Here is a 19,215-nt window from a genome sequence, read left to right as displayed (position 1 = left end):
TCGCAGCACTGGGCGGCCTGAGGTCACTCGGGACTTGCGCAACACATAAGTGTGTGCTTATGTGTTGTCATGATCGAAGCCGACATCTTCAAGGCGCTGGCCGACCCGACGCGTCGAAAGGTCTTTGAGAAGCTCGCTGGCGGAAGCCTGAATGCGAGCGCCTTGCGCGACGGGTTGGAGATCAGCCAACCGGCGATATCGCAGCATCTCGCGGTGCTGCGCGCGGCAGGCCTGGTGCGTGAGCAGCGGCAGGGCCGCTTTGTGAACTACGAAGTCGACCCGGACGGAATCGTCGCCATCGGGGCATGGCTTGCGCGCTACCGCGCCTACTGGCCGAAGCGCATGGAAGCGCTCGCCGATCTCCTGAAGGACATGGATCAATAAGGACCTGGATCGATGAGCGACGCAGTGAAGCCTAATCCCGCCGACGCAGCCCTGGTGCTCGAATACGACCTCGATGCGCCGCCGGCAAAGGTCTGGCGCGCCGTGACCATTCCAGCCCTGCGCGAGCGCTGGCTGCCGAATTCCGACCTTGCGGGCGCCGAGCCGGAATCATCGATCGCGGGCGAAGAGGTGCGGTACAGGCTACGCGATTCCGAACCGCCGTTTCGTGAAAGCCACGTCATCTTCCGGATCGAACCGAACGAGGTCGGCGGCACCCGCTTTCGCATCATTCAGCGAGCCTGCGACGATCGATCAAAGCTGCCACAGGCGGCCAACACCAATTGCTGCCTGATGCGCGCGGCCTGACGGCAAACAGACTTCATCCTCATCTGCAAAAGTGGAGGTCGCCGATGCGCGACATGCTGCAACTCGTCCCTATGGTCGTCGAACAATCCACCCGCGGCGAGCGATCCTTCGACATCTATTCGCGGCTCTTGCGCGAGCGCATCATCTTCCTCAACGGCGAGGTCAATGATGCGATGTCCGGACTGGTCTGCGCACAACTCCTGTTCCTGGAGGCGGAGAATCCGAACAAGCCGATCAATCTCTACATCAATTCCTATGGCGGCGTGATCACCAGTGGACTGGCGATGTACGACACCATGCAGTTCATCAAGGCGCCGGTCCATACGCTGTGCATGGGCACCGCACGCTCCATGGGTTCGTTCCTGCTGATGGCCGGCGAACCCGGTCACCGCGCCGCCCTGCCCAATGCCAGCCTTCACGTGCATCAGCCACTCGGCGGCTTTCAAGGCCAGGCGTCCGACATCCTGATCCATGCCGCCGAGATGCAGGACACCAAGCGGCGCATCATCCGGCTCTATGCGCAACATTGCAGGCGTCCCGTGGAGGAGGTGGAACGGACCCTGGACCGCGACCACTTCATGACCGCGCAGCAGGGGGTCGAGTGGGGATTGATCGACAGGGTTTTTGCGGAGCGCGACGCCGCCTGATGGTCCGACGCGGCCCTGAGCCGGATACCCCATCCGGCAAGCTTCGCCTGCTCATGCCGACCGGTCTGTTGCGCGTATCCCGTGGGCACGAGCTCGAGGGACTGGATATTTCGCAGCACGGCGAAGCCCTTCAGCGAGCTTTCCCTGTAATAAAATACCTTTTGGCTGCCCGACACATGAGCAACATTGTGTCGGCAGCCTGTCGTGCACTTATTTTAAGCAGTAGTGACCAGCTTTTGAGCGCGACGTAATAGCGCACTGCACCGCAATACCCGTCAAACGCGAAAACCCCCGCTTTCATAGTCCGTTAGGCAACACGCCCGTTCTGGCACGGCATTTGATTCTAGGGGTCCGGCTGTGCCCGCGTAGTGAAACTTCTCCCTCGTGGCGAACCAGTCGAGAAACGCCCGGCCACGTCCGGACCGGGCCCAAGCGGGGATAGGACCCATGAAAATTGTTATGGCGATTATCAAGCCATTCAAGCTGGAAGAAGTCCGTGACGCCCTGACCGCCATCGGCGTTCACGGTCTCACGGTGACGGAAGTCAAGGGATATGGCCGCCAGAAGGGCCATACGGAAATCTATCGCGGCGCTGAATACGCCGTGAGTTTCCTGCCCAAGATCAAGATCGAGGTCGCTGTCGCCTCCGACCAGGTCGACAAGACCATCGACGCCATCACGTCCGCTGCGAAAACGGGACAGATCGGCGACGGCAAGATCTTCGTCATCAACCTCGACCATGCGGTTCGTATCCGCACCGGCGAGGCCGATGCCGCGGCCCTCTGATTTCGCGCTCAACCTTATCCAATCAGGAGTAAATAATATGACGTTTAAGCGTCCCTATGGCGCGGGATTGGCGGCTCTCGCAGTCGGCCTGTTCGCTGCGACCGCAGCCTATGCCGAGCCAACGGTCAACAAGGGAGACAACGCCTGGATGCTGACATCGACAGTCCTCGTGCTGTTGATGACGATCCCGGGTCTTGCGCTGTTCTACGGCGGTCTCGTCCGTTCCAAGAACATGCTCTCGGTCTTGATGCAGGTCTTCTACACCGTCTGCGTCGTCACCGTGATCTGGGCCGTGTACGGCTACAGCCTCGCCTTCACCGGCGGCTCCGACTTCATCGGCGGCTTCTCCAAGGCCTTCATGATGGGCGTCACCACCGACTCGAAGGCCGCGACCTTCTCGGTCGACGCCAACATCTCGGAGCTCATCTACATGTGCTTCCAGATGACCTTCGCGGCGATCACGCCCGCCCTCATCGTCGGCGCCTTTGCCGAGCGCATGAAGTTCTCGGCGATCGCTCTCTTCATCCCGCTCTGGGTCACGCTGATCTACTTCCCGATCGCGCACATGGTCTGGTACTGGCCCGGCCCGGACATGATCCAGGATGCGGCCAAGGCTCTGGCTGCGGCGACTGATGCGGCGGCGAAGACCGCGGCGCAGGCCAAGCTCGACGAGATCAACGCCGACGCCGGCTGGATCTTCAAGAAGGGCGCGATCGACTTCGCGGGCGGCACCGTGGTGCACATCAACGCCGGCATCGCAGGTCTCGTCGGCGCTCTCTTGATCGGCAAGCGCACCGGCTACGGCAAGGAGCTGATGGCTCCGCACTCGCTGACCATGTCGATGATCGGCGCCTCGCTGCTCTGGGTCGGCTGGTTCGGCTTCAACGCCGGCTCCAACCTCGAAGCCAACGGCGGCGCTGCGCTCGCCATGACCAACTCCTTCGTCGCCACCGCGGCCGCCGCGCTGTCGTGGATGTTCGCGGAGTGGATCGTGAAGGGTCACCCGTCGGTGCTCGGCGTCATCTCCGGCGCTGTCGCGGGTCTCGTGGCCGTCACGCCCGCCGCCGGCTTCTCCGGCGTCATGGGTGCGATCGTCCTCGGTCTCGTGGTCGGCGTGGTCTGCCTGTTCTTCTGCACCGTCGTGAAGAACGCGATCGGCTACGATGACTCCCTCGACGTGTTCGGCGTGCACTGCATCGGCGGCATCGTCGGTGCTCTCGGTACCGGCATCCTGGTGAACCCCGCCCTCGGCGGCGCCGGCATCATCGACTACACGGCGATCCCGCCGAAGGTTGCCGATTACGACTTCGCGGCGCAGATGGTGTCCCAGTTCTGGGGCGTCTGCACCACGCTGGTGTGGTCGGGCATCGGTTCGGCGATCCTCTACAAGGTCGTCGATGTGATCGTTGGCCTCCGCGCCAATGTCGAGAGCGAGCGTGAAGGCCTCGACATCACCGAGCACACCGAGCGCGCCTACAACATGTAACTCTCCTCCCGGACGTGGGCTCCTCGGAGGCCGCGTCCACAACTACGGTTTGGGCACATACCCGGCAATGCCCCGACCGTTGAGGGGCTCCAGCGCAAGTTGGAGCCCCTTTCTTTTTGCGCCGCGCGGCAAAGAAAAGGATTGCCATTCCAGATTGCCGGCGCAGAAATATCGACCACAACGAACAACAAACCGGGAGGTCGTCATGCGTTTGGAAGGTGGATGCTATTGCGGCGAGGTGCGCTATGTGGCCGAAGGCGACCCGATGATGCAGGCGCAGTGTCATTGCCGCGAGTGCCAGTACATCTCGGGCGGCGCGCCCAACACCTTCATCGCGATGCCGGTGGCCGGCTTCAGCTACATCATCGGGCAGCCCAAGCAATTCACCCGCAAGGACCTCGAGCGCGCCGTGACGCGCGAGTTCTGCGCCGAATGCGGCACCCATCTGGTGACCAAGGTTCCGGGCCTTCCCGCCGCGATCCTGAAGGTCGGCACGCTGGACGAGCCGGAGCAGTTCCATCCGCAGATGGCGATCTACACCTGCGACAAGCAGGAATTCCACGCGATCCCCGCCGGCATGGCGACGTTCGAGAAGCTGCCGGGGCACTGAGCACGTCTATTTCGCGAAGCTCGTCATGCCCGGGCCTGTCCCGGGCATCCACGTTCCTGGGTGCAGCAGGAAAGGCCGTGGATGGCCGGGGCAAGCCCGGCCATGACGTCGCCGACACATCCACGCCCCCGACAAGGGCATCATGAAGCCCCGATTGCGAACGAGACGCGAGGGTCTCGCGCGCGCCACGCATCCCGTTGTTATCCGGTCTAATTATTCCGCGCTGGACGGGGGCGGCGACCGATGGTTAATCGCGTCTTAACCTCGCCCTATCTATGGTGAACTGAACCGCTTCCCGCCGGCGCCTTGGTGCGACCGGCTGTTCCAAGAGTGCTGGCGTCCAGAATGGCTATGACCGCTTCATCCCGTGCGCCGCTGGAAGGTGGAAGTTCCGATAACGAACGCTCGCCCTTCGTCCGGTTGAATGAGCTGCTGGCGCCGCATCAACCCGGCAAGCCGTTGATTACGCTTGCGGTCGGAGAGCCCCAGCATCCCGTACCTGACTTCGTCGGCCCGGTGCTGGCCAAGCACATCGCCGATTTCGGCCGCTACCCGATGAACCAGGGCACCGAGCCGTTCCGGAAAGCCGCCAGCGCCTGGCTGTCGTCACGCTTCAAGCTGCCGCGGCCGCTCGACCCCGCGCGCGAGATTCTCGTCCTCAATGGCAGCCGCGAGGGGCTGTTCCTCGCCGCGATCACGGCCGCGCGCTATGTCGGCCCGCGTCCCGGCAAGCCCGCCATCCTGATGCCGAACCCGTTCTATCCGGTCTATGGCGCCGGCGCCCGCGCCGCAGCCTGCGAGCCGGTCTATCTGCCGACCACCGTCGAGAACGGCTTCCTGCCCGATCTCGACGCCATCGACGAGGCGACGCTGGCGCGCACGGTCGCGTTCTACCTCGCCTCGCCCGCCAATCCGCAAGGCTCCGTCGCCTCGCCGGATTATTTCAAACGATTGAAGCAGCTCGCCGACCGCTACGGCTTCGTCATCCTCAGCGACGAGTGCTATTCGGAGATCTACACCCGCGAGGCTCCGGGCAGCGCGCTCGAATGCGCCGGCCCCGATTTCACCCGCGTGGTTGCGTTCCAGTCGCTGTCGAAGCGCTCCAACCTGCCGGGCCTGCGCGTCGGCTTCGCCGCCGGCGACAAGAAGTTCATCGGCATGTTCCTCGAGCTGCGCAACATCGCAGCGCCGCAGGTGCCGGTGCCGCTCCAGCATGTCGCGACCGTCGCCTATGGCGACGAAGCGCATGTCGAGGAGAACCGCAGGCTCTACCGGATCAAGTTCGACCTCGCCGACCAGATCATCGGCAACCGTTACGGCTATCGCCGGCCCGACGGCGGCTTCTGCGTCTGGCTCAACACGTCCGAGCTCGGCGACGACGTGTCCATCACGCTCAGGCTCTTCAAGGAAGCCGGTGTGCGCGTGGTGCCCGGCAGCTATCTGGCGCGGCTCCAGCCCGACGGCTTCAATCCCGGCGCAGGCTACATTCGCCTCGCGCTGGTGCAGGATGGCGAGACCACGGCACAGGCGCTGCACCGCCTGGTCGAGACTCTGGGTTAGGCGGGGCCCGTGAGCATGTCGGCAATCGAACGTGTCATTCCACTGGTCGGTCATCTGCCGCCATCGATCCGCGAGGCGCTGACGCGGCGCGTGCGCGAGCTCGCCGGCCTCGGCCTGATCGCACTGTCGGGGCTCGCCTCGGCCGCGCTCATGACCTGGTCGGTGCAGGATCCAAGCCTCAGCCACGCGACCTCGCGGCCGATCCGCAACATCCTCGGCTATGCCGGCGCGATCGGCGCGGACCTTGCGATGCAGATCCTCGGACTCGGCGCGATCATGCTGGTCCTGACGGTCGCGGTCTGGGGCTGGCGCATGATGACCCATCGCCCGTTCGACCGCGAGGCGCTGCGGCTCGGCTGCTGGATTCTCTGCACGGTGATCGCCGCGGGCTTTGTCAGCTGCTGGCCGCACGGCGGCGCATGGCCGCTGCCGACCGGACTCGGCGGCGTGGTCGGCGATGCCCTGGTGCGCGCGCCCGCGGTGATTTTCGGACCGGCCGGCACGATCTATCGCACGGTGCTCGGTGTGATCCTGTTCGCGGCGATGGCCGCGACTTTCCTGATCGCCTGCGGTCTTGGCGCGCGCGAGCATGACGACGAGCTCAATGAGATCGAGGATGACGACAAGCCGCTCGATGAAGACGAGGAGAGCGATCGCGGCTCGGTGTCGCTGGGCTGGCTGTTCCATGCATTGATGAGCACCAAGGCACGCCTGATCTGGCTGTGTGGTGCCGCTTACCGCTCGCTGGTCTCGAGCGGACCGAAGACCAAGGCCGTTGCGTTCAGCCGCCAGGAGCCGAATCTCGGCAGCGGCCGCACCGCGCCGCCGATCTCGCCGCGGTCCGAGGACGAGGACTACGAGGACGAGCACGAGGAAGAGGAAGACGAGGAGGAAGAGGAGGAGCCTGCCGCGCGCGCCCCGCGCAAGAAGGCTGCTCCGAAGGCTGCGAAGAAATCCTCCGACAAGTTCGAGCTTCCGTCCGTGTCCGTGCTGGCCGCGCCCAAGGCCGGTGATCGCCAGCCGCTCAGCAAGGCCGAGCTGGAAGCCAATTCGCGCTCGCTCGAAGGCGTGCTGCAAGACTTCGGCGTGCGCGGCGAGATCGTGAAGGCCAATCCGGGTCCCGTCGTCACGCTGTACGAGCTGGAGCCGGCGCCCGGCATCAAGTCGTCGCGCGTGATCGGACTTGCCGACGACATCGCCCGCTCGATGAGCGCGCTGTCGGCGCGCGTCGCTGTCGTGCCCGGCCGCAATGCCATCGGCATCGAATTGCCGAACGCCCATCGCGAAAAGGTCTATCTGCGCGAGCTGCTGGTCGCCAAGGAAACCATCGACACGGTTGCCAAGCTGCCGCTCTGCCTCGGCAAGACCATCGGCGGCGACCCCGTCATCATCGACCTCGCGCGCACGCCGCACATGCTGATCGCCGGTACCACCGGCTCGGGCAAGTCGGTCGCCATCAACACCATGATCCTCAGCCTGGTCTACCGGCTGCGTCCGGACCAGTGCCGCCTGATCATGGTCGATCCGAAGATGCTCGAACTCTCCGTCTATGACGGCATTCCCCATCTGCTCACGCCGGTCGTGACCGACCCGAAGAAGGCGGTGGTCGCGCTGAAATGGGCCGTGCGCGAGATGGAAGAGCGCTACAAGAACATGGCCAAGCTCGGTGTGCGCAACATCGACGGCTACAACACGCGCCTGCTCGAATTGAAAGCCAAGGGCGAGGAGCCGACGCGCACGGTGCACACCGGTTTCGACAAGGAGACCGGCAAGGCGATCTACGAGGAAGAGAAGCTCTCGCTCGACCCGCTGCCCTACATCGTCATCATCGTCGACGAAATGGCCGACCTGATGATGGTCGCCGGCAAGGACATCGAGGGCGCGGTGCAGCGCCTCGCGCAGATGGCGCGCGCCGCCGGCCTGCACGTGATCCTGGCGACGCAGCGTCCGTCGGTCGACGTCATCACCGGCACCATCAAGGCGAACTTCCCGACCCGCATCGCCTTCCAGGTCACCTCCAAGATCGACAGCCGCACCATTCTGGGCGAGATGGGCGCCGAGCAGCTGCTCGGCCAGGGCGACATGCTCTACATGGCGGGCGGCGGCCGCATCAGCCGCGTGCACGGACCGTTTGCCTCGGACGACGAAGTCGAGAAGGTGGTGCGTCACCTCAAGACCCAGGGCCAGCCGGAATATCTCGAGGCTGTCACGGCCGAAGAGCCGACCGAGGACGAGGATGGCGCGGTGTTCGACGCCACCGGCATGGGCGCCGATGGCGGCGGCGACCTGTTCGCGCAGGCCGTTGCGATCGTCAAACGCGACCGCAAGGCCTCGACCAGCTACATCCAGCGCCGCCTGCAAATCGGCTATAACCGCGCCGCATCGCTGATGGAGCGCATGGAACTGGAAGGCATTGTCGGTCCCGCCAACCACGCCGGCAAGCGCGAGATCCTGGTCGAGGAAGAAGACAGCCATATGTGAGGCGAGCCGCCTCAAAACAGCCTTTCACGCAAAATCGATATCTGCTTTTGCCCGAAATCACGCTAAAAGGCGCCTAGCCATACAGGACGACGCGTTGATCAGACATCCGGACATTCGATTCGCTGCCACCATCGCCGCGCGAAGCGCGCGCATGGCCGGCGTGCTTCTCGTCACCGCCGCGATGGTGACTGCGGCGTCGTTCGCGCAGACCGTGCCCGTGCCGAAGCCTGCGCCGAAGGGCCGCGATAACGGTCCGGCCGCCGGCGGGCCTGCGGTCACCGGCGCGACCCAGACGCCGCCGAATCCGATCATCCCGGATCCGCGCCGCAACGTGCCGAGCAGCATCTTCCAGACCTTCGACGCCAGCCAGAAGGCGCAGGCGGCCAAGGTCAGCGCCTATCTGTCCTCGCTGTCGACGCTGGTCGGGAATTTCGTCCAGGTCGGCCCCGACGGCAGCAAGACGCAGGGCGATTTCTACATCCAGAAGCCGGGCAAGGTGCGCTTCGAATATGACGCGCCGAGCCCGATCGACATCGTCGCCGACGGATCGTCGCTGGTGGTGCGCGACCGCAAGCTCGCCACCCAGGATGTCTATCCGCTGTCGCAGACGCCGCTGCGCTTCCTGCTGTCCGATCGCATCGACCTGATGAAGGACACCAATGTCGTCAACGTCTCGGCCGACGACGTCTTCGTCAGCGTCACCATCGAGGAGAAGCAGGCGCTGGTCGGCACCAGCCGCCTCTTGCTGATGTTCGGCGCCAAGGACGGCCAGCTGAAGCAGTGGACCGTCACCGACCCGCAGGGCTACGACACCACGATCGCGATCTACAATCTCGACGCAACCAAGAAGCTCGATCCCAGCATGTTCAAGATCGACTTCACCAATTACGGTCCATCGCCGGGCTGACGGTGCGTAGGGTGGGTTAGCCCTGCAGATGCGCAAAGCGCATCTGCTCGGCGTAACCCACCACTTGTGTTTCCGCAGAGATAGACTGTGGTGGGTTACGCCTTCGGCTAACCCACCCTACGAGAGCTCGCTGTGGACAAGCATTTTCCCCGCGCCAATCCATGCTAAGACGCATCCCTCATGCGTCTTTCCCTGACAACCTGGAATATCAATTCGGTGCGGCTGCGCATCGATCTGGTCGCGAAATTCCTCAAGAGCGCGCGGCCGGAGGTGCTGTGCCTCCAGGAAACCAAGTGCATCGACGACGCCTTTCCGCTGAAGCGCTTCAAGCGGCTCGGCTATGAGCATGTCGCGCTGAACGGGCAGAAGGGCTATCACGGCGTCGCCATCGTCTCGAAGATCCCGTTCGAGTCCAAGGACATCCGCACCTTCTGCGACAAGGTGGATTCGCGCCACATTTCCGTGTCCTTCGGCGACAAGGCCAACATCGCAAAGCCGCTGGTGCTGCATAATTTCTACGTACCGGCCGGCGGTGACATTCCCGATCCCGCGCTGAACGAGAAGTTCGATCACAAGCTGCGCTTTCTCGACGAGATGAAGGCCTGCGAGCCGCTGCATCCACGCGGTGATGACCGCCACATCCTGGTCGGCGATCTCAACGTCGCCCCGCACGAGAACGACGTCTGGTCGCACAAGCAGCTTCTGAAAGTGGTCTCGCACACGCCTGTCGAAACCGAGAAGCTGAAGGCGGCGCTCGCAGCCGGCGAGTGGGTCGACGTCGCGCGCGAGCGCATTCCGATGTCGGAAAAAGTCTACACGTGGTGGAGTTACCGCTCCGCCGACTGGACCGTCGGCGACCGCGGCCGCCGCCTCGACCACATCTGGGTCTCGCGCGCGCTGAAGGACGCGGTCCAGGACTTCAAGATTCTCCGCGACGCGCGGAGCTGGGAGCGTCCGTCGGACCATGTGCCTGTCACGGTGACGCTGGAGGTGTGATTCCCGGTCATTCCGGGGCGCGCGCAGCGCGAGCCCGGAATCCATGGAGCCGCAGAGTTCGTGGATGAATGGATTCCGGGTTCGCGCGTTGCGCGCCCCGGAATGACGAGCGGAGAGAGCGGAGAGACCTACGTCGTCAGCTTCGCACCGGCCATCAGGATATCGCTCGCGATCTGGCTGGAGCGAACTGCGAATTCGTCGCGCAAGCGAACGGCGGCGGCGGGGTCGCTTTCGAGCACGCGCTGAAACAGGCTGCGCGCGACGCGGATGACGGAGGAATGCTCCAGCGCGATCGCGCTCGACGGCCGTTTCATCGGCACCACCAGCGCGAGCTCGCCGATCAGCGCGCCGGGACCTGCGATCATCTCGGCGCCGGCGCCGTCCTCGACCCGGAAGGCGCCGCGCTGGACTACGTAGCCGGCATCGGCGTCGTCGCCGAGATTGAACAGGGTGTCGCCGCGGACGAAGTCACGCTGCTCGGAGCCGATCGCCAGCATGCGCAACGAGGCGTCTCCCAACAGGCGCAATGTCGGGACCCGCTCGAGAAGCGCTACGTCGTCGTCGATTGACATTCAGATCCGAGGCTCAAGGGCACGCGATCTAAAACGATTCGCACGCCCCTGAAGCGTATCACGGCACCAGCTTGTAGCCACCGGCTTCCGTTACCAGGATCTCCGGGTTGGCGGCGTCCTTCTCGATCTTCTGGCGGAGGCGGTAGATGTGGGTTTCCAGCGTGTGGGTGGTAACGCCGGAATTGTAGCCCCAGACCTCCTGGAGCAGGGTCTCGCGCGACACCGGCATCTGGCCGGCGCGATAGAGGAAGCGGAGGATGGCGGTTTCCTTCTCCGTCAGCCGGACCTTGCGCGCATTGGCGGCGGTCAGCATCTTGGAGCCGGGCCGGAAGCTGTAGGGGCCGACCGAGAACACCGCATCCTCGCTGGCCTCGTGCTGGCGGAGCTGGGCGCGGATGCGGGCCAGCAGCACGGCGAAGCGGAAGGGTTTTGCGACGTAGTCGTTGGCGCCGGATTCCAGGCCCAAAATCGTGTCGGAATCGGTGTCATGCCCGGTCAGCATGATGATGGGGGCCTTGAAGCCGCCCTTGCGCAGGGAGCGGACCACCTCGCGGCCATCGGTGTCGGGCAGGCCGACGTCCATCAGAACGAGATCGGGGGAATTGGCCTTTGCGGCGCTCGCGCCCTTGGCGCCGGTATCGACGGCAGAGGCCTCGAATTCTTCGTGCAGCGATAATTGCTCCACCAACGTATCGCGCAGATCGGTATCGTCATCCACGATCAGGATCTTGCGGGCATTGGCCATAGGGTATCATCCTTTTGGGGTCCGGCTCGGCGCGCATGCATGCCGCGCCCAGCCGCGAGGGGAAGTTTAAGGGTCGCCATTATTATTGTTGTTCGTGTTGAAGTAGTGGGCTGTTACCGATTCACAAGCCAGAACTACTCTAACCCAGAATAGCAGGGCGTTTTGATGAATGTCCTGTAATGAATTCGACATCGCACGTTCACATGAAAAACAACGCTGCTTCAGCTAGTTACATCAAGAATCGAAGCCCCGGACCGCTGTCCGCGATCCGCGTTAAGCCTGCCGCCGGTAATCCGTGCCGCGGCTGGCTGACGGCCGGACAGCTGACGATTCCGGTGGCGCTGGGGCGGGGCGGTATTCTCGCCAACAAGCGCGAGGGCGACGGCGGCACCCCGAGGGGCAGCTTCCGTCCCAGGCGCTTGTGGTGGCGGGGCGACCGGCACAGCCGGCCGCAAACCTTCCTGCCGGCGCAGATCATCACCGGCGAGGACGCCTGGTGCGAGGATCCCCGGGATCGTCATTACAACCAGGGAATCCGGCTCGGCGAGGGGCAGGGCGGTGACCGGCTCAAACGGGCCGACCATCTCTATGACTTCATCGTCGAAATCGACCACAACACGCGCCCGCGTATCGCCGGCCGCGGCAGCGCGGTGTTTCTGCATCTGGCCCGCGACAATTTCGGGCCGACCGCGGGCTGCGTCTCCATGACCAAATCCGCGATGCTGCAATTGCTGCGGCGGCTGGGCCCACGAACAAGAATCATCATCGGGTGAGGCCACATGCTCGAGAAGGATCAGATCGCCGCCGCATCGCGGGTTCTCGTTCAACACTGGCGTGACGGCACCAAGCTCGACGCGCTGGAGAGACATCTGCGGCCGCAGACCCGCGCCGAGGGCTACGCCATTCAGGCCGCGCTCGAAGCGCAATCGCCCGGAAAATTGTTCGGCTGGAAGATCGCGGCGACGAGCGAGTCCGGACAGAAGCATATCAATGTCGCGGGACCGCTGGCCGGGCGCATCATGAGCGACACATTGATTGCCGACGGCGGCACCGCGTCGATGAAGGGCAACGAGATGCGCGTCGGCGAGCCGGAATTTTGCTTCCGCATGGGACGCGATCTGGCGCCGCGCGCGACGCCGTTTGCCGTCGACGAGGTGCTGGCTGCCGTCGACAGCCTGCATCCCGCGATCGAGATTCCGGATTCACGCTTCGCCGATTTCGCCGGCGCCGGCGAGGCGCAGCTCATCGCCGACAATGCCTGCGCACATCTGTTCGTGCTGGGCGCCGCGACGCCTGCGAACTGGCGCGCGATGGATCTCGTCGCGGAACGGCCGCAGATCACGCTGCGCGGCGAGCGCTATATCGGCCACGGCAAGAACGTGCTCGGCGATCCCCGCGTTGCGCTCGCCTGGCTCGCCAACGAACTGCGCGGGCTCGGCATCACCTTGCGGGCAGGGGAGGTGGTGACCACAGGCACGTGCCATCCGCCGCTGCCGATCCAGGCCGGCGATCAGCTTGCGGTGGATTTCGGCGTGTTGGGGAAGGTGTCGGTGGGGTTTGCGTAATCACTGCTGTCGTCCTGGCGAAAGCCAGGACCCATACCGCGTGATCTCTCGATTCCGATCGGTCGCAGTACCAACGACCAATCTTCGCCAAACAGGCGATTGGGGTAATGGGTCCTGGCTTTCGCCAGGACGACGCAAAACAACTATCACCGATGCCCGAAGATCGCCGACCCCACGCGCACATGCGTGGCGCCCAACATGATCGCGGTGGCGAAATCCGCGCTCATGCCCATCGAGAGATTGTTCAATCCATTGCGCGCGGCGATCTTGGCTGTCAGCGCGAAATGCGCCGCCGGCGGCTCGTCGACCGGCGGGATGCACATCAGTCCGGAGATCGTCAGCCCATAGGTGTCACGGCAGCTTGCGAGGAAGGCATCGGCCTCGCCGGGCGCGACGCCGGCCTTCTGCGGCTCCTCGCCGGTGTTGATCTGGACGAAGAGCTGCGGATGTTTGTTCTGGGATTCGATTTCCTTGGCTAACGCCTGGCAAATGCTCGGGCGGTCAACCGAATGGATGGCGTCGAACAGCGCGACCGCCTCTTTCGCCTTGTTGGATTGCAGCGGCCCGATCAGATGCAGCGCGATATCGGGGTAAACGGACGTTAACGCCGGCCACTTGCCCTTGGCCTCCTGCACCCGATTCTCGCCAAATACGCGCTGTCCGGCGGCGATGACCGGGGTAATTGCATCCGCGTCGAAGGTCTTGGACACCGCGATCAGCGTGACGGAGGCGCGATCGCGCCGCGCGTCCTTGCAGGCGCGCGCGATTTCGGTTTCGACCGCGGCGAGCGCGTTTGGTGAATGGCCGGTTACCGGCGCGGCGTTGGCTTCTGTCATGACGTCGATTGGCTGTGGTCGTAACCGAGGTAAGTCCAATTTTACCGAGTTCAAGAAAGAGTTTTTGAACCCTTCGCTTTACCTTGGCCCATGGGGTGGGTAGCGAAGATGGCAAACGTCAGTTTCAACCGCAAGCGGGCAAAACTCAAGCAGGTCCTCGGAATCCGGGCGCGGCTTGCATTGCTCGCGGTGATTCTGGTGGCGCCCTTGATGCTCGAGCGCATCCGTTCGCTCGAAGACACGCGCAGGAGCCAGATCGCGCAGGCCGCGGCCGAGTTCACCACCGTCGCAAGGCACAGCGCCGATGCGCAGCGCGAGGTGATCTCGTCGGTCGAGACCATCCTGAAATCGGAAGCCTTCATCCGCGCCTCCGTCGGCGGCATCAGCAAGAGCTGCGACGTGCTGCGCGCGAGCCTGCCATCGAATCTTCCATGGATTCGCACGCTTTTGATCGCCGGCCAGGACGGCCGCATCCAGTGTGCCACCAACAACATGTATGTCGGCCTCGATCTCAGTGACCGGCCTTACTTCCAGCAGGCGCAGGAAACCGGCCGCTTCGTGCTGAGCGATTTCATCCTGTCGCGGCCCGTGCAGACGCCGACTGTCATGGCGGTGTACCCGGTATCCGCGTTCAGCGGCGTAGCGGATGCGGTCGTGCTGGCCACCGTCAACCTCGACTGGATGTCGAAGGTCATGAGCAATCTCGGCGGCCGCGCCGGCATCACGGCCGTGCTGGTCGACAGCGCCGGCACCGTGCTGGCCGCACCCGCCGACCAGCACAGCGTAGTGGGGCGTCCGCTCGACAACATGCCGCTGATGTCCGCCATCGCCGACAGGGCGCTGCGGTCGGACCAGGACGAGGGCTCGCTGTCTTTCCTCGCCGCCGACGGCTCCCGCCGCGCGGTCAGCTACATCCGCATCGCCGGCACCAACGCCCGGCTGATCGCCAGCATCGACGAGGACAAGGTGTCCGCGGCGGTGAGCCGCGACATCCGTACCGCCTATCTCCAGCTCGCGTTCGTCGTCGTGTTCGTCCTGCTCGGCGCGCTGATCGCCGCCGAAAAGCTCGTGATCAAGCCGATCGAGATGCTCGCCGACATGGCCAAGCGTCTCGGCGAGGGCGATCTGTCGGCGCGCGCGGCGCGCAATCGCCTGCCGGCCGAATTCGTGCCGCTGGCCCGCGCATTCAACGCGATGGCCGCACAACTGAGCCAGCGCGAGCGCGAGCTGATCGCGAGCAACGACCGCCTGACGGTGATGGCCTCGATCGACATGCTGTCGGGGCTCGCCAACCGCCGCGGCTTCCAGAGCCGGCTCGACTTCGAATGGATGCGCGCGCAGCAATATGGCAGCGACCTCGCGCTGCTGATGATCGACGTCGACCACTTCAAGCTCTTCAACGACACCTACGGCCATCTCGAAGGCGATTCCTGCCTGACCAGGCTCGGCGAGTCGCTGTCCGGCATCGCCGCCGACACGATGGGCTTCGCGGCGCGCTACGGCGGCGAGGAATTCTGCCTGTTGCTGCCGAACACCGACGTGAATCGCGCCGTGGAGATCGGCGAGCTGGTGCGTGCGGCCGTGCTGAAGCTCTGCCTGCCGCACATCACGTCCGCCCACATGATCGTCACCGTCTCGATCGGCGTTGCCGCAACGAAGCCCAACGAGGCCTTGCGCCCCGGCGACCTGATCGAAGCCGCCGACGCCGCGCTCTACGCCGCCAAGCACCGCGGCCGCAACAAGGTCGTCGAGCACGGCGTGCAGGCGATCGAGACCGGCGCAGCTGATATGATGATGGCGGGCTGACGGCTGGCCCGCGGCCTCGGTGCGATCGAGGTCGTCTCCCGTCCCCACGCGATTTCGGCACGGGCGGCAAGTTCGGCGCCTGGCAGCCGCGGTATTGAGGTCTTGGCCAGCCGCGTCCTCGCATTGGCCTCTTGATCACCCCCCCAACGGCACCCTCGGTATTTGTGCGGGCGGACCAGCAGCCCTGCCCCTTGCGGCAACCCGTTGACCCCACGGCCGCTTTTGTGGCCTAGTCCGCCGTCTTCAGGACGGCCGAACCCACGAAAAAACCAACGATTCCATGACCTCCGAACGCTATAACGCCCGCGATTCCGAACCGCGCTGGCAAGCCGCCTGGGACGAAAAGGCGATCTTCGTCTCCAGGAACGACGATTCGCGGCCGAAATACTATGTGCTCGAGATGTTCCCCTACCCGTCCGGGCGCATCCATATCGGCCATGTCCGGAACTACACGCTCGGCGACGTGCTGGCCCGCTTCATGCGCGCCAAGGGGTTCAACGTGCTGCACCCGATGGGCTGGGACGCTTTCGGCCTGCCGGCCGAGAACGCCGCGATCGAGCGCAAGGTCGCCCCCAAGGCCTGGACCTACGACAACATCGCCGCGATGAAGAAGCAGCTCCGCTCGATCGGGCTGTCGCTGGACTGGAGCCGCGAGATCGCGACCTGCGATCCCTCCTACTACAAGCACCAGCAGAAGATGTTCCTGGACTTCCTGCGTGCGGGCCTTGCCGAGCGCGAGAAGCGCAAGGTGAACTGGGACCCCGTCGACATGACCGTGCTCGCCAACGAGCAGGTGATCGACGGCCGCGGCTGGCGGTCCGGTGCCGTCGTCGAACAGCGGGAAATGAGCCAGTGGGTCTTCAAGATCACGAAGTACTCGCAGGAGCTCTTGTCCGCGCTGGATACGCTCGACCGCTGGCCCGACAAAGTGCGGCTGATGCAGCGCAACTGGATCGGCCGCTCCGAGGGTCTCCTGGTCCGCTTCGCGCTGGATCAGGCGACGACGCCGGCCGGCGAGAGCGAGCTGAAGATTTTCACCACGCGCCCCGACACGCTGTTCGGCGCGAAGTTCATGGCGATCTCGGCGGATCACCCGCTGGCGACGGCGGCCGCCGCGAAGAACCCTGAACTTGCGGAGTTCATCGCCGAGATCAAGAAGATCGGCACCGCGCAGGAGATCATCGACACCGCGGAGAAGCAGGGTTTCGACACCGGCATCCGCGCGATCCATCCGTTCGATCCGACATGGAAGCTGCCGGTCTATGTCGCCAACTTCGTGCTGATGGAATACGGCACCGGCGCGATCTTCGGCTGCCCCGCGCACGACCAACGCGACCTCGACTTCGTCAACAAGTACGGCCTCGGCAACACGCCGGTGGTGTGTCCCGAAGGCCAGGATCCGAAATCGTTCGTCATCACCAACACCGCCTATGACGGTGACGGCCGCATGATCAATTCGCGCTTCCTCGACGGCATGACCATCGAGCAGGCCAAGGACGAGGTTGCAAAACGCCTCGAAAACGAGCTGCGCGGCAACGCGCCGGTCGGCGAGCGCCAGGTGAATTTCCGCCTGCGCGACTGGGGCATTTCGCGCCAGCGTTACTGGGGCTGCCCGATCCCCGTCATCCATTGCCCGACATGCGATGTGGTGCCGGTGCCGGATGCCGACCTCCCGGTGAAGCTGCCTGACGATGCGACCTTCGACAAGCCGGGCAACGCGCTCGACCATCATCCGACCTGGAAGCACGTCACCTGCCCCAAATGCGGGGCCAAGGCTCAGCGCGAAACCGACACCATGGACACCTTCGTGGATTCGTCCTGGTACTTTGCACGCTTCACCGATCCCTGGAACGAGAACGCGCCGACGACGCCCGCGGTCGCCAACCGGATGCTGCCGATCGACCAGTATATCGGCGGCGTCGAGCACGCGATCCTGCATCTGCTCTACAGCCGCTTCTTCACCCGCGCGATGAAGGCGACCGGGCACGTTGCGCTGGACGAGCCGTTCGCCGGCATGTTCACCCAAGGCATGGTGGTGCACGAGACCTACCAGAAGGCCGACGGCACCTATGTGCAGCCGGCAGAGGTCAAGATCGAAGTCGGCGGCAACGGGCGCCGCGCAAGCCTCCTGACGACGGGCGAAGACATCCAGATCGGCGCGATCGAGAAGATGTCGAAGTCGAAGAAGAACACCGTCGACCCTGACGACATCATCGAGACCTACGGCGCCGACGTCGCGCGCTGGTTCATGCTGTCGGACTCCCCGCCCGACCGCGACGTGATCTGGAGCGACGAGCGCGTCCAGGGCGCCTCACGCTTCGTGCAGCGGCTGTGGCGGCTGGTGAACGATTCCGTTGAACTCGGCAAGGCCGCGCCGGCGGCCCGGCCGGCCTCGTTCTGGGCGGATGCGACCGCCTTGCGCAAGGCCGCCCATGGCGCGCTGGACAAGGTCACCACCGGGATCGAGCGGCTGCACTTCAACGTCTGCCTCGCCCATATCCGCGAATTCGCCAACGCCCTGTCCGAGGTCCTCCAGCGCCCCGGCCAGCCGGCGGCTGACCTCGCCTGGTCGATCCGGGAGGCCAGCCAGATCCTGGTTCAGCTGTTCTCCCCGATGATGCCGCATCTGGCCGAGGAGTGCTGGCAGGTGCTGGGCCAGAAGGGGCTGGTTTCGGAGGCCAATTGGCCGCAAATCGAACGCGATTTGCTGGTTGAAGACAGCGTGACCCTGGTGGTGCAGGTCAACGGCAAGAAGCGGGGTGAGGTCACAGTTGCAACAGCGGCCCAGAATCCGGAAATCGAGGCTGCCGTTTTGGCCCTCGATGCGGTAAAACTGGCCCTGGATGGCAAGCCCGTCCGCAAGGTGATCATCGTCCCCAAGAGGATCGTGAATGTTGTCGGCTAGGATCCGTATCGCAGCCCGCTTGCTCGCGGTGGCCGCTCTGGCGGCGCTGACGGCCGGCTGCTTCCAGCCGATGTATGCCGAGCGTACCGACGGCACCCCCGGCCTGCGCGATAAGCTGATGGGGGTCGAACTCCCGCCGATCAACAAGATCAATGCCTCGCGCGAGGCCCGCGTCGGCGTCGAGGTCCGCAATGCCCTCGCCTTCAAGCTCTACGGCACGGCCACGGGCATGCCGCCGACCCACCGGCTCGAGATTCGCTTCTCGTCCAGCCGGTCGTCCCTGATCGTCGATCCCAATACCGGTCTGCCGAGCAGTGAAAACTACGGCATCGACTGCCAGTACAACCTGACCGAGGTCGCGACCGGCAAGTCGGTGATGACCGGCACCACGTTCTCGCGCGTGTCCTATGACATGCCCGGCTCCTATCAGCGCTTCTCCCGCAACCGAGCGGTGCGCGATGCGGAGGATCGTGCCGCCAACGAGATCGCCGAGAACATTAATACCCGGCTCGCCGCATTCTTCACCGCGGGCACCTGATTCAGTTCCGTCATTCCGGGGCATG

18 protein-coding genes are annotated in these 19,215 nt (G+C 64.5%); 15 read left to right on the top strand and 3 right to left on the bottom strand.

Translation table 11 applies throughout. From position 1 onward, the window contains the following. The first annotated feature begins 69 nt into the window (after nt 1–69). The 10 genes from BM118_RS27690 (at nt 70) to xth (ending at nt 10,223) form a co-directional block, all read left to right on the top strand. Nucleotides 70–384 (top strand): ArsR/SmtB family transcription factor, encoded by a 315-nt coding sequence (locus BM118_RS27690; protein ID WP_092189277.1) that lies wholly within the window; start codon nt 70–72, stop codon nt 382–384. Nucleotides 385–396: 12 nt separating this feature from the next. Beyond that, nucleotides 397–750, top strand: coding sequence for an SRPBCC family protein (locus BM118_RS27685; protein WP_092189275.1), 354 nt, complete (start codon nt 397–399; stop codon nt 748–750). 44 nt (nt 751–794) lie between these two features. Further along, nucleotides 795–1,397 (top strand): ATP-dependent Clp protease proteolytic subunit, encoded by a 603-nt coding sequence (locus BM118_RS27680; RefSeq protein WP_092189273.1) that lies wholly within the window; start codon nt 795–797, stop codon nt 1,395–1,397. 447 nt (nt 1,398–1,844) lie between these two features. Further along, entirely contained in the window at nt 1,845–2,183 is a 339-nt protein-coding gene (locus BM118_RS27675) for a P-II family nitrogen regulator (protein ID WP_008142813.1), read from the top strand. 37 nt (nt 2,184–2,220) lie between these two features. Next, on the top strand, nt 2,221–3,669 hold the full coding sequence (locus BM118_RS27670; RefSeq protein WP_092189271.1) for an ammonium transporter: 1,449 nt from the start codon (nt 2,221–2,223) through the stop codon (nt 3,667–3,669). Between the two features lie 205 nt (nt 3,670–3,874). Continuing rightward, nucleotides 3,875–4,279 carry a GFA family protein gene (locus BM118_RS27665; RefSeq protein WP_092189269.1) on the top strand — a complete coding sequence of 135 codons (405 nt, stop codon included), beginning with the start codon at nt 3,875–3,877 and terminating at the stop codon, nt 4,277–4,279. Nucleotides 4,280–4,624: 345 nt separating this feature from the next. Next, the gene (locus tag BM118_RS27660; protein ID WP_177234750.1) at nt 4,625–5,839 is read left to right on the top strand and encodes an aminotransferase class I/II-fold pyridoxal phosphate-dependent enzyme; all 1,215 of its coding nucleotides are present in this window, start codon (nt 4,625–4,627) and stop codon (nt 5,837–5,839) included. A 9-nt stretch (nt 5,840–5,848) separates the two neighbouring features. After that, nucleotides 5,849–8,320 carry a DNA translocase FtsK gene (locus tag BM118_RS27655; protein ID WP_092189267.1) on the top strand — a complete coding sequence of 824 codons (2,472 nt, stop codon included), beginning with the start codon at nt 5,849–5,851 and terminating at the stop codon, nt 8,318–8,320. 151 nt (nt 8,321–8,471) lie between these two features. Further along, a complete protein-coding gene (locus BM118_RS27650) occupies nt 8,472–9,227 on the top strand; it encodes an outer membrane lipoprotein carrier protein LolA (protein WP_092189706.1) in 756 nt (251 codons plus the stop codon). Nucleotides 9,228–9,407: 180 nt separating this feature from the next. After that, nucleotides 9,408–10,223 (top strand): exodeoxyribonuclease III, encoded by an 816-nt coding sequence (gene xth / locus BM118_RS27645; RefSeq protein WP_092189265.1) that lies wholly within the window; start codon nt 9,408–9,410, stop codon nt 10,221–10,223. A 128-nt stretch (nt 10,224–10,351) separates the two neighbouring features. On the opposite strand, the gene BM118_RS27635 is transcribed toward xth, so the two are convergent. Both BM118_RS27635 and BM118_RS27630 read right to left on the bottom strand, forming a co-directional pair. Continuing rightward, nucleotides 10,352–10,795: a cyclic nucleotide-binding domain-containing protein gene (locus BM118_RS27635; protein WP_092189263.1), complete on the bottom strand. Its 444-nt coding sequence runs from the start codon at nt 10,793–10,795 to the stop codon at nt 10,352–10,354. A 58-nt stretch (nt 10,796–10,853) separates the two neighbouring features. Then, complete coding sequence (locus BM118_RS27630; RefSeq protein ID WP_008142830.1) at nt 10,854–11,540, bottom strand: response regulator transcription factor; 687 nt, start codon at nt 11,538–11,540, stop codon at nt 10,854–10,856. A 203-nt stretch (nt 11,541–11,743) separates the two neighbouring features. On the opposite strand from BM118_RS27630, the gene BM118_RS27625 reads away from it, so the two are divergent. Next, nucleotides 11,744–12,313: a L,D-transpeptidase family protein gene (locus tag BM118_RS27625; protein ID WP_177234784.1), complete on the top strand. Its 570-nt coding sequence runs from the start codon at nt 11,744–11,746 to the stop codon at nt 12,311–12,313. Between the two features lie 6 nt (nt 12,314–12,319). Beyond that, nucleotides 12,320–13,105 (top strand): 2-keto-4-pentenoate hydratase, encoded by a 786-nt coding sequence (locus BM118_RS27620; protein ID WP_092189259.1) that lies wholly within the window; start codon nt 12,320–12,322, stop codon nt 13,103–13,105. A gap of 146 nt (nt 13,106–13,251) precedes the next feature. On the opposite strand, the gene BM118_RS27615 is transcribed toward BM118_RS27620, so the two are convergent. Then, a complete protein-coding gene (locus BM118_RS27615; protein WP_092189257.1) occupies nt 13,252–13,941 on the bottom strand; it encodes a YggS family pyridoxal phosphate-dependent enzyme in 690 nt (229 codons plus the stop codon). Nucleotides 13,942–14,049: 108 nt separating this feature from the next. Here BM118_RS27615 and BM118_RS27610 point away from each other — a divergent pair, with 108 nt between their 5' ends. The 3 genes from BM118_RS27610 to lptE all read left to right on the top strand — a co-directional run bounded on the left by BM118_RS27610 (nt 14,050) and on the right by lptE (nt 19,190). Continuing rightward, complete coding sequence (locus tag BM118_RS27610; RefSeq protein ID WP_177234749.1) at nt 14,050–15,747, top strand: diguanylate cyclase domain-containing protein; 1,698 nt, start codon at nt 14,050–14,052, stop codon at nt 15,745–15,747. A 280-nt stretch (nt 15,748–16,027) separates the two neighbouring features. After that, complete coding sequence (gene leuS / locus BM118_RS27605; protein ID WP_092189253.1) at nt 16,028–18,652, top strand: leucine--tRNA ligase; 2,625 nt, start codon at nt 16,028–16,030, stop codon at nt 18,650–18,652. Continuing rightward, a complete protein-coding gene (lptE, locus tag BM118_RS27600) occupies nt 18,639–19,190 on the top strand; it encodes an LPS assembly lipoprotein LptE (RefSeq protein ID WP_092189251.1) in 552 nt (183 codons plus the stop codon). Before leuS ends, lptE begins: the two co-directional genes overlap by 14 nt. Nucleotides 19,191–19,215: the final 25 nt, after the last annotated feature.

It is taken from the genome of Bradyrhizobium sp. cf659 (assembly GCF_900113725.1).
In the GTDB taxonomy this organism is placed as follows: Bacteria; Pseudomonadota; Alphaproteobacteria; order Rhizobiales; family Xanthobacteraceae; genus Bradyrhizobium.
The sequence above is the reverse complement of the archived record's forward strand: the minus strand, read 5'-3'. Positions and strand labels throughout refer to the sequence as shown.

Excerpts from the sequence above, each read along its gene's own strand:
- BM118_RS27690 (WP_092189277.1), top strand. The coding sequence starts at position 70 with ATGATCGAAGCCGACATCTTCAAGGCGCTGGCCGACCCGACGCGTCGA.
- BM118_RS27685 (WP_092189275.1), top strand. The coding sequence starts at position 397 with ATGAGCGACGCAGTGAAGCCTAATCCCGCCGACGCAGCCCTGGTGCTC.
- BM118_RS27680 (WP_092189273.1), top strand. The coding sequence starts at position 795 with ATGCGCGACATGCTGCAACTCGTCCCTATGGTCGTCGAACAATCCACC.
- BM118_RS27675 (WP_008142813.1), top strand. The coding sequence starts at position 1,845 with ATGAAAATTGTTATGGCGATTATCAAGCCATTCAAGCTGGAAGAAGTC.
- BM118_RS27670 (WP_092189271.1), top strand. The coding sequence starts at position 2,221 with ATGACGTTTAAGCGTCCCTATGGCGCGGGATTGGCGGCTCTCGCAGTC.
- BM118_RS27665 (WP_092189269.1), top strand. The coding sequence starts at position 3,875 with ATGCGTTTGGAAGGTGGATGCTATTGCGGCGAGGTGCGCTATGTGGCC.
- BM118_RS27660 (WP_177234750.1), top strand. The coding sequence starts at position 4,625 with ATGGCTATGACCGCTTCATCCCGTGCGCCGCTGGAAGGTGGAAGTTCC.
- BM118_RS27650 (WP_092189706.1), top strand. The coding sequence starts at position 8,472 with ATGGCCGGCGTGCTTCTCGTCACCGCCGCGATGGTGACTGCGGCGTCG.
- xth (WP_092189265.1), top strand. The coding sequence starts at position 9,408 with ATGCGTCTTTCCCTGACAACCTGGAATATCAATTCGGTGCGGCTGCGC.
- BM118_RS27635 (WP_092189263.1), bottom strand. The coding sequence starts at position 10,795 with ATGTCAATCGACGACGACGTAGCGCTTCTCGAGCGGGTCCCGACATTG.
- BM118_RS27630 (WP_008142830.1), bottom strand. The coding sequence starts at position 11,540 with ATGGCCAATGCCCGCAAGATCCTGATCGTGGATGACGATACCGATCTG.
- BM118_RS27625 (WP_177234784.1), top strand. The coding sequence starts at position 11,744 with ATGAAAAACAACGCTGCTTCAGCTAGTTACATCAAGAATCGAAGCCCC.
- BM118_RS27620 (WP_092189259.1), top strand. The coding sequence starts at position 12,320 with ATGCTCGAGAAGGATCAGATCGCCGCCGCATCGCGGGTTCTCGTTCAA.
- BM118_RS27615 (WP_092189257.1), bottom strand. The coding sequence starts at position 13,941 with ATGACAGAAGCCAACGCCGCGCCGGTAACCGGCCATTCACCAAACGCG.
- BM118_RS27610 (WP_177234749.1), top strand. The coding sequence starts at position 14,050 with ATGGCAAACGTCAGTTTCAACCGCAAGCGGGCAAAACTCAAGCAGGTC.
- leuS (WP_092189253.1), top strand. The coding sequence starts at position 16,028 with ATGACCTCCGAACGCTATAACGCCCGCGATTCCGAACCGCGCTGGCAA.
- lptE (WP_092189251.1), top strand. The coding sequence starts at position 18,639 with ATGTTGTCGGCTAGGATCCGTATCGCAGCCCGCTTGCTCGCGGTGGCC.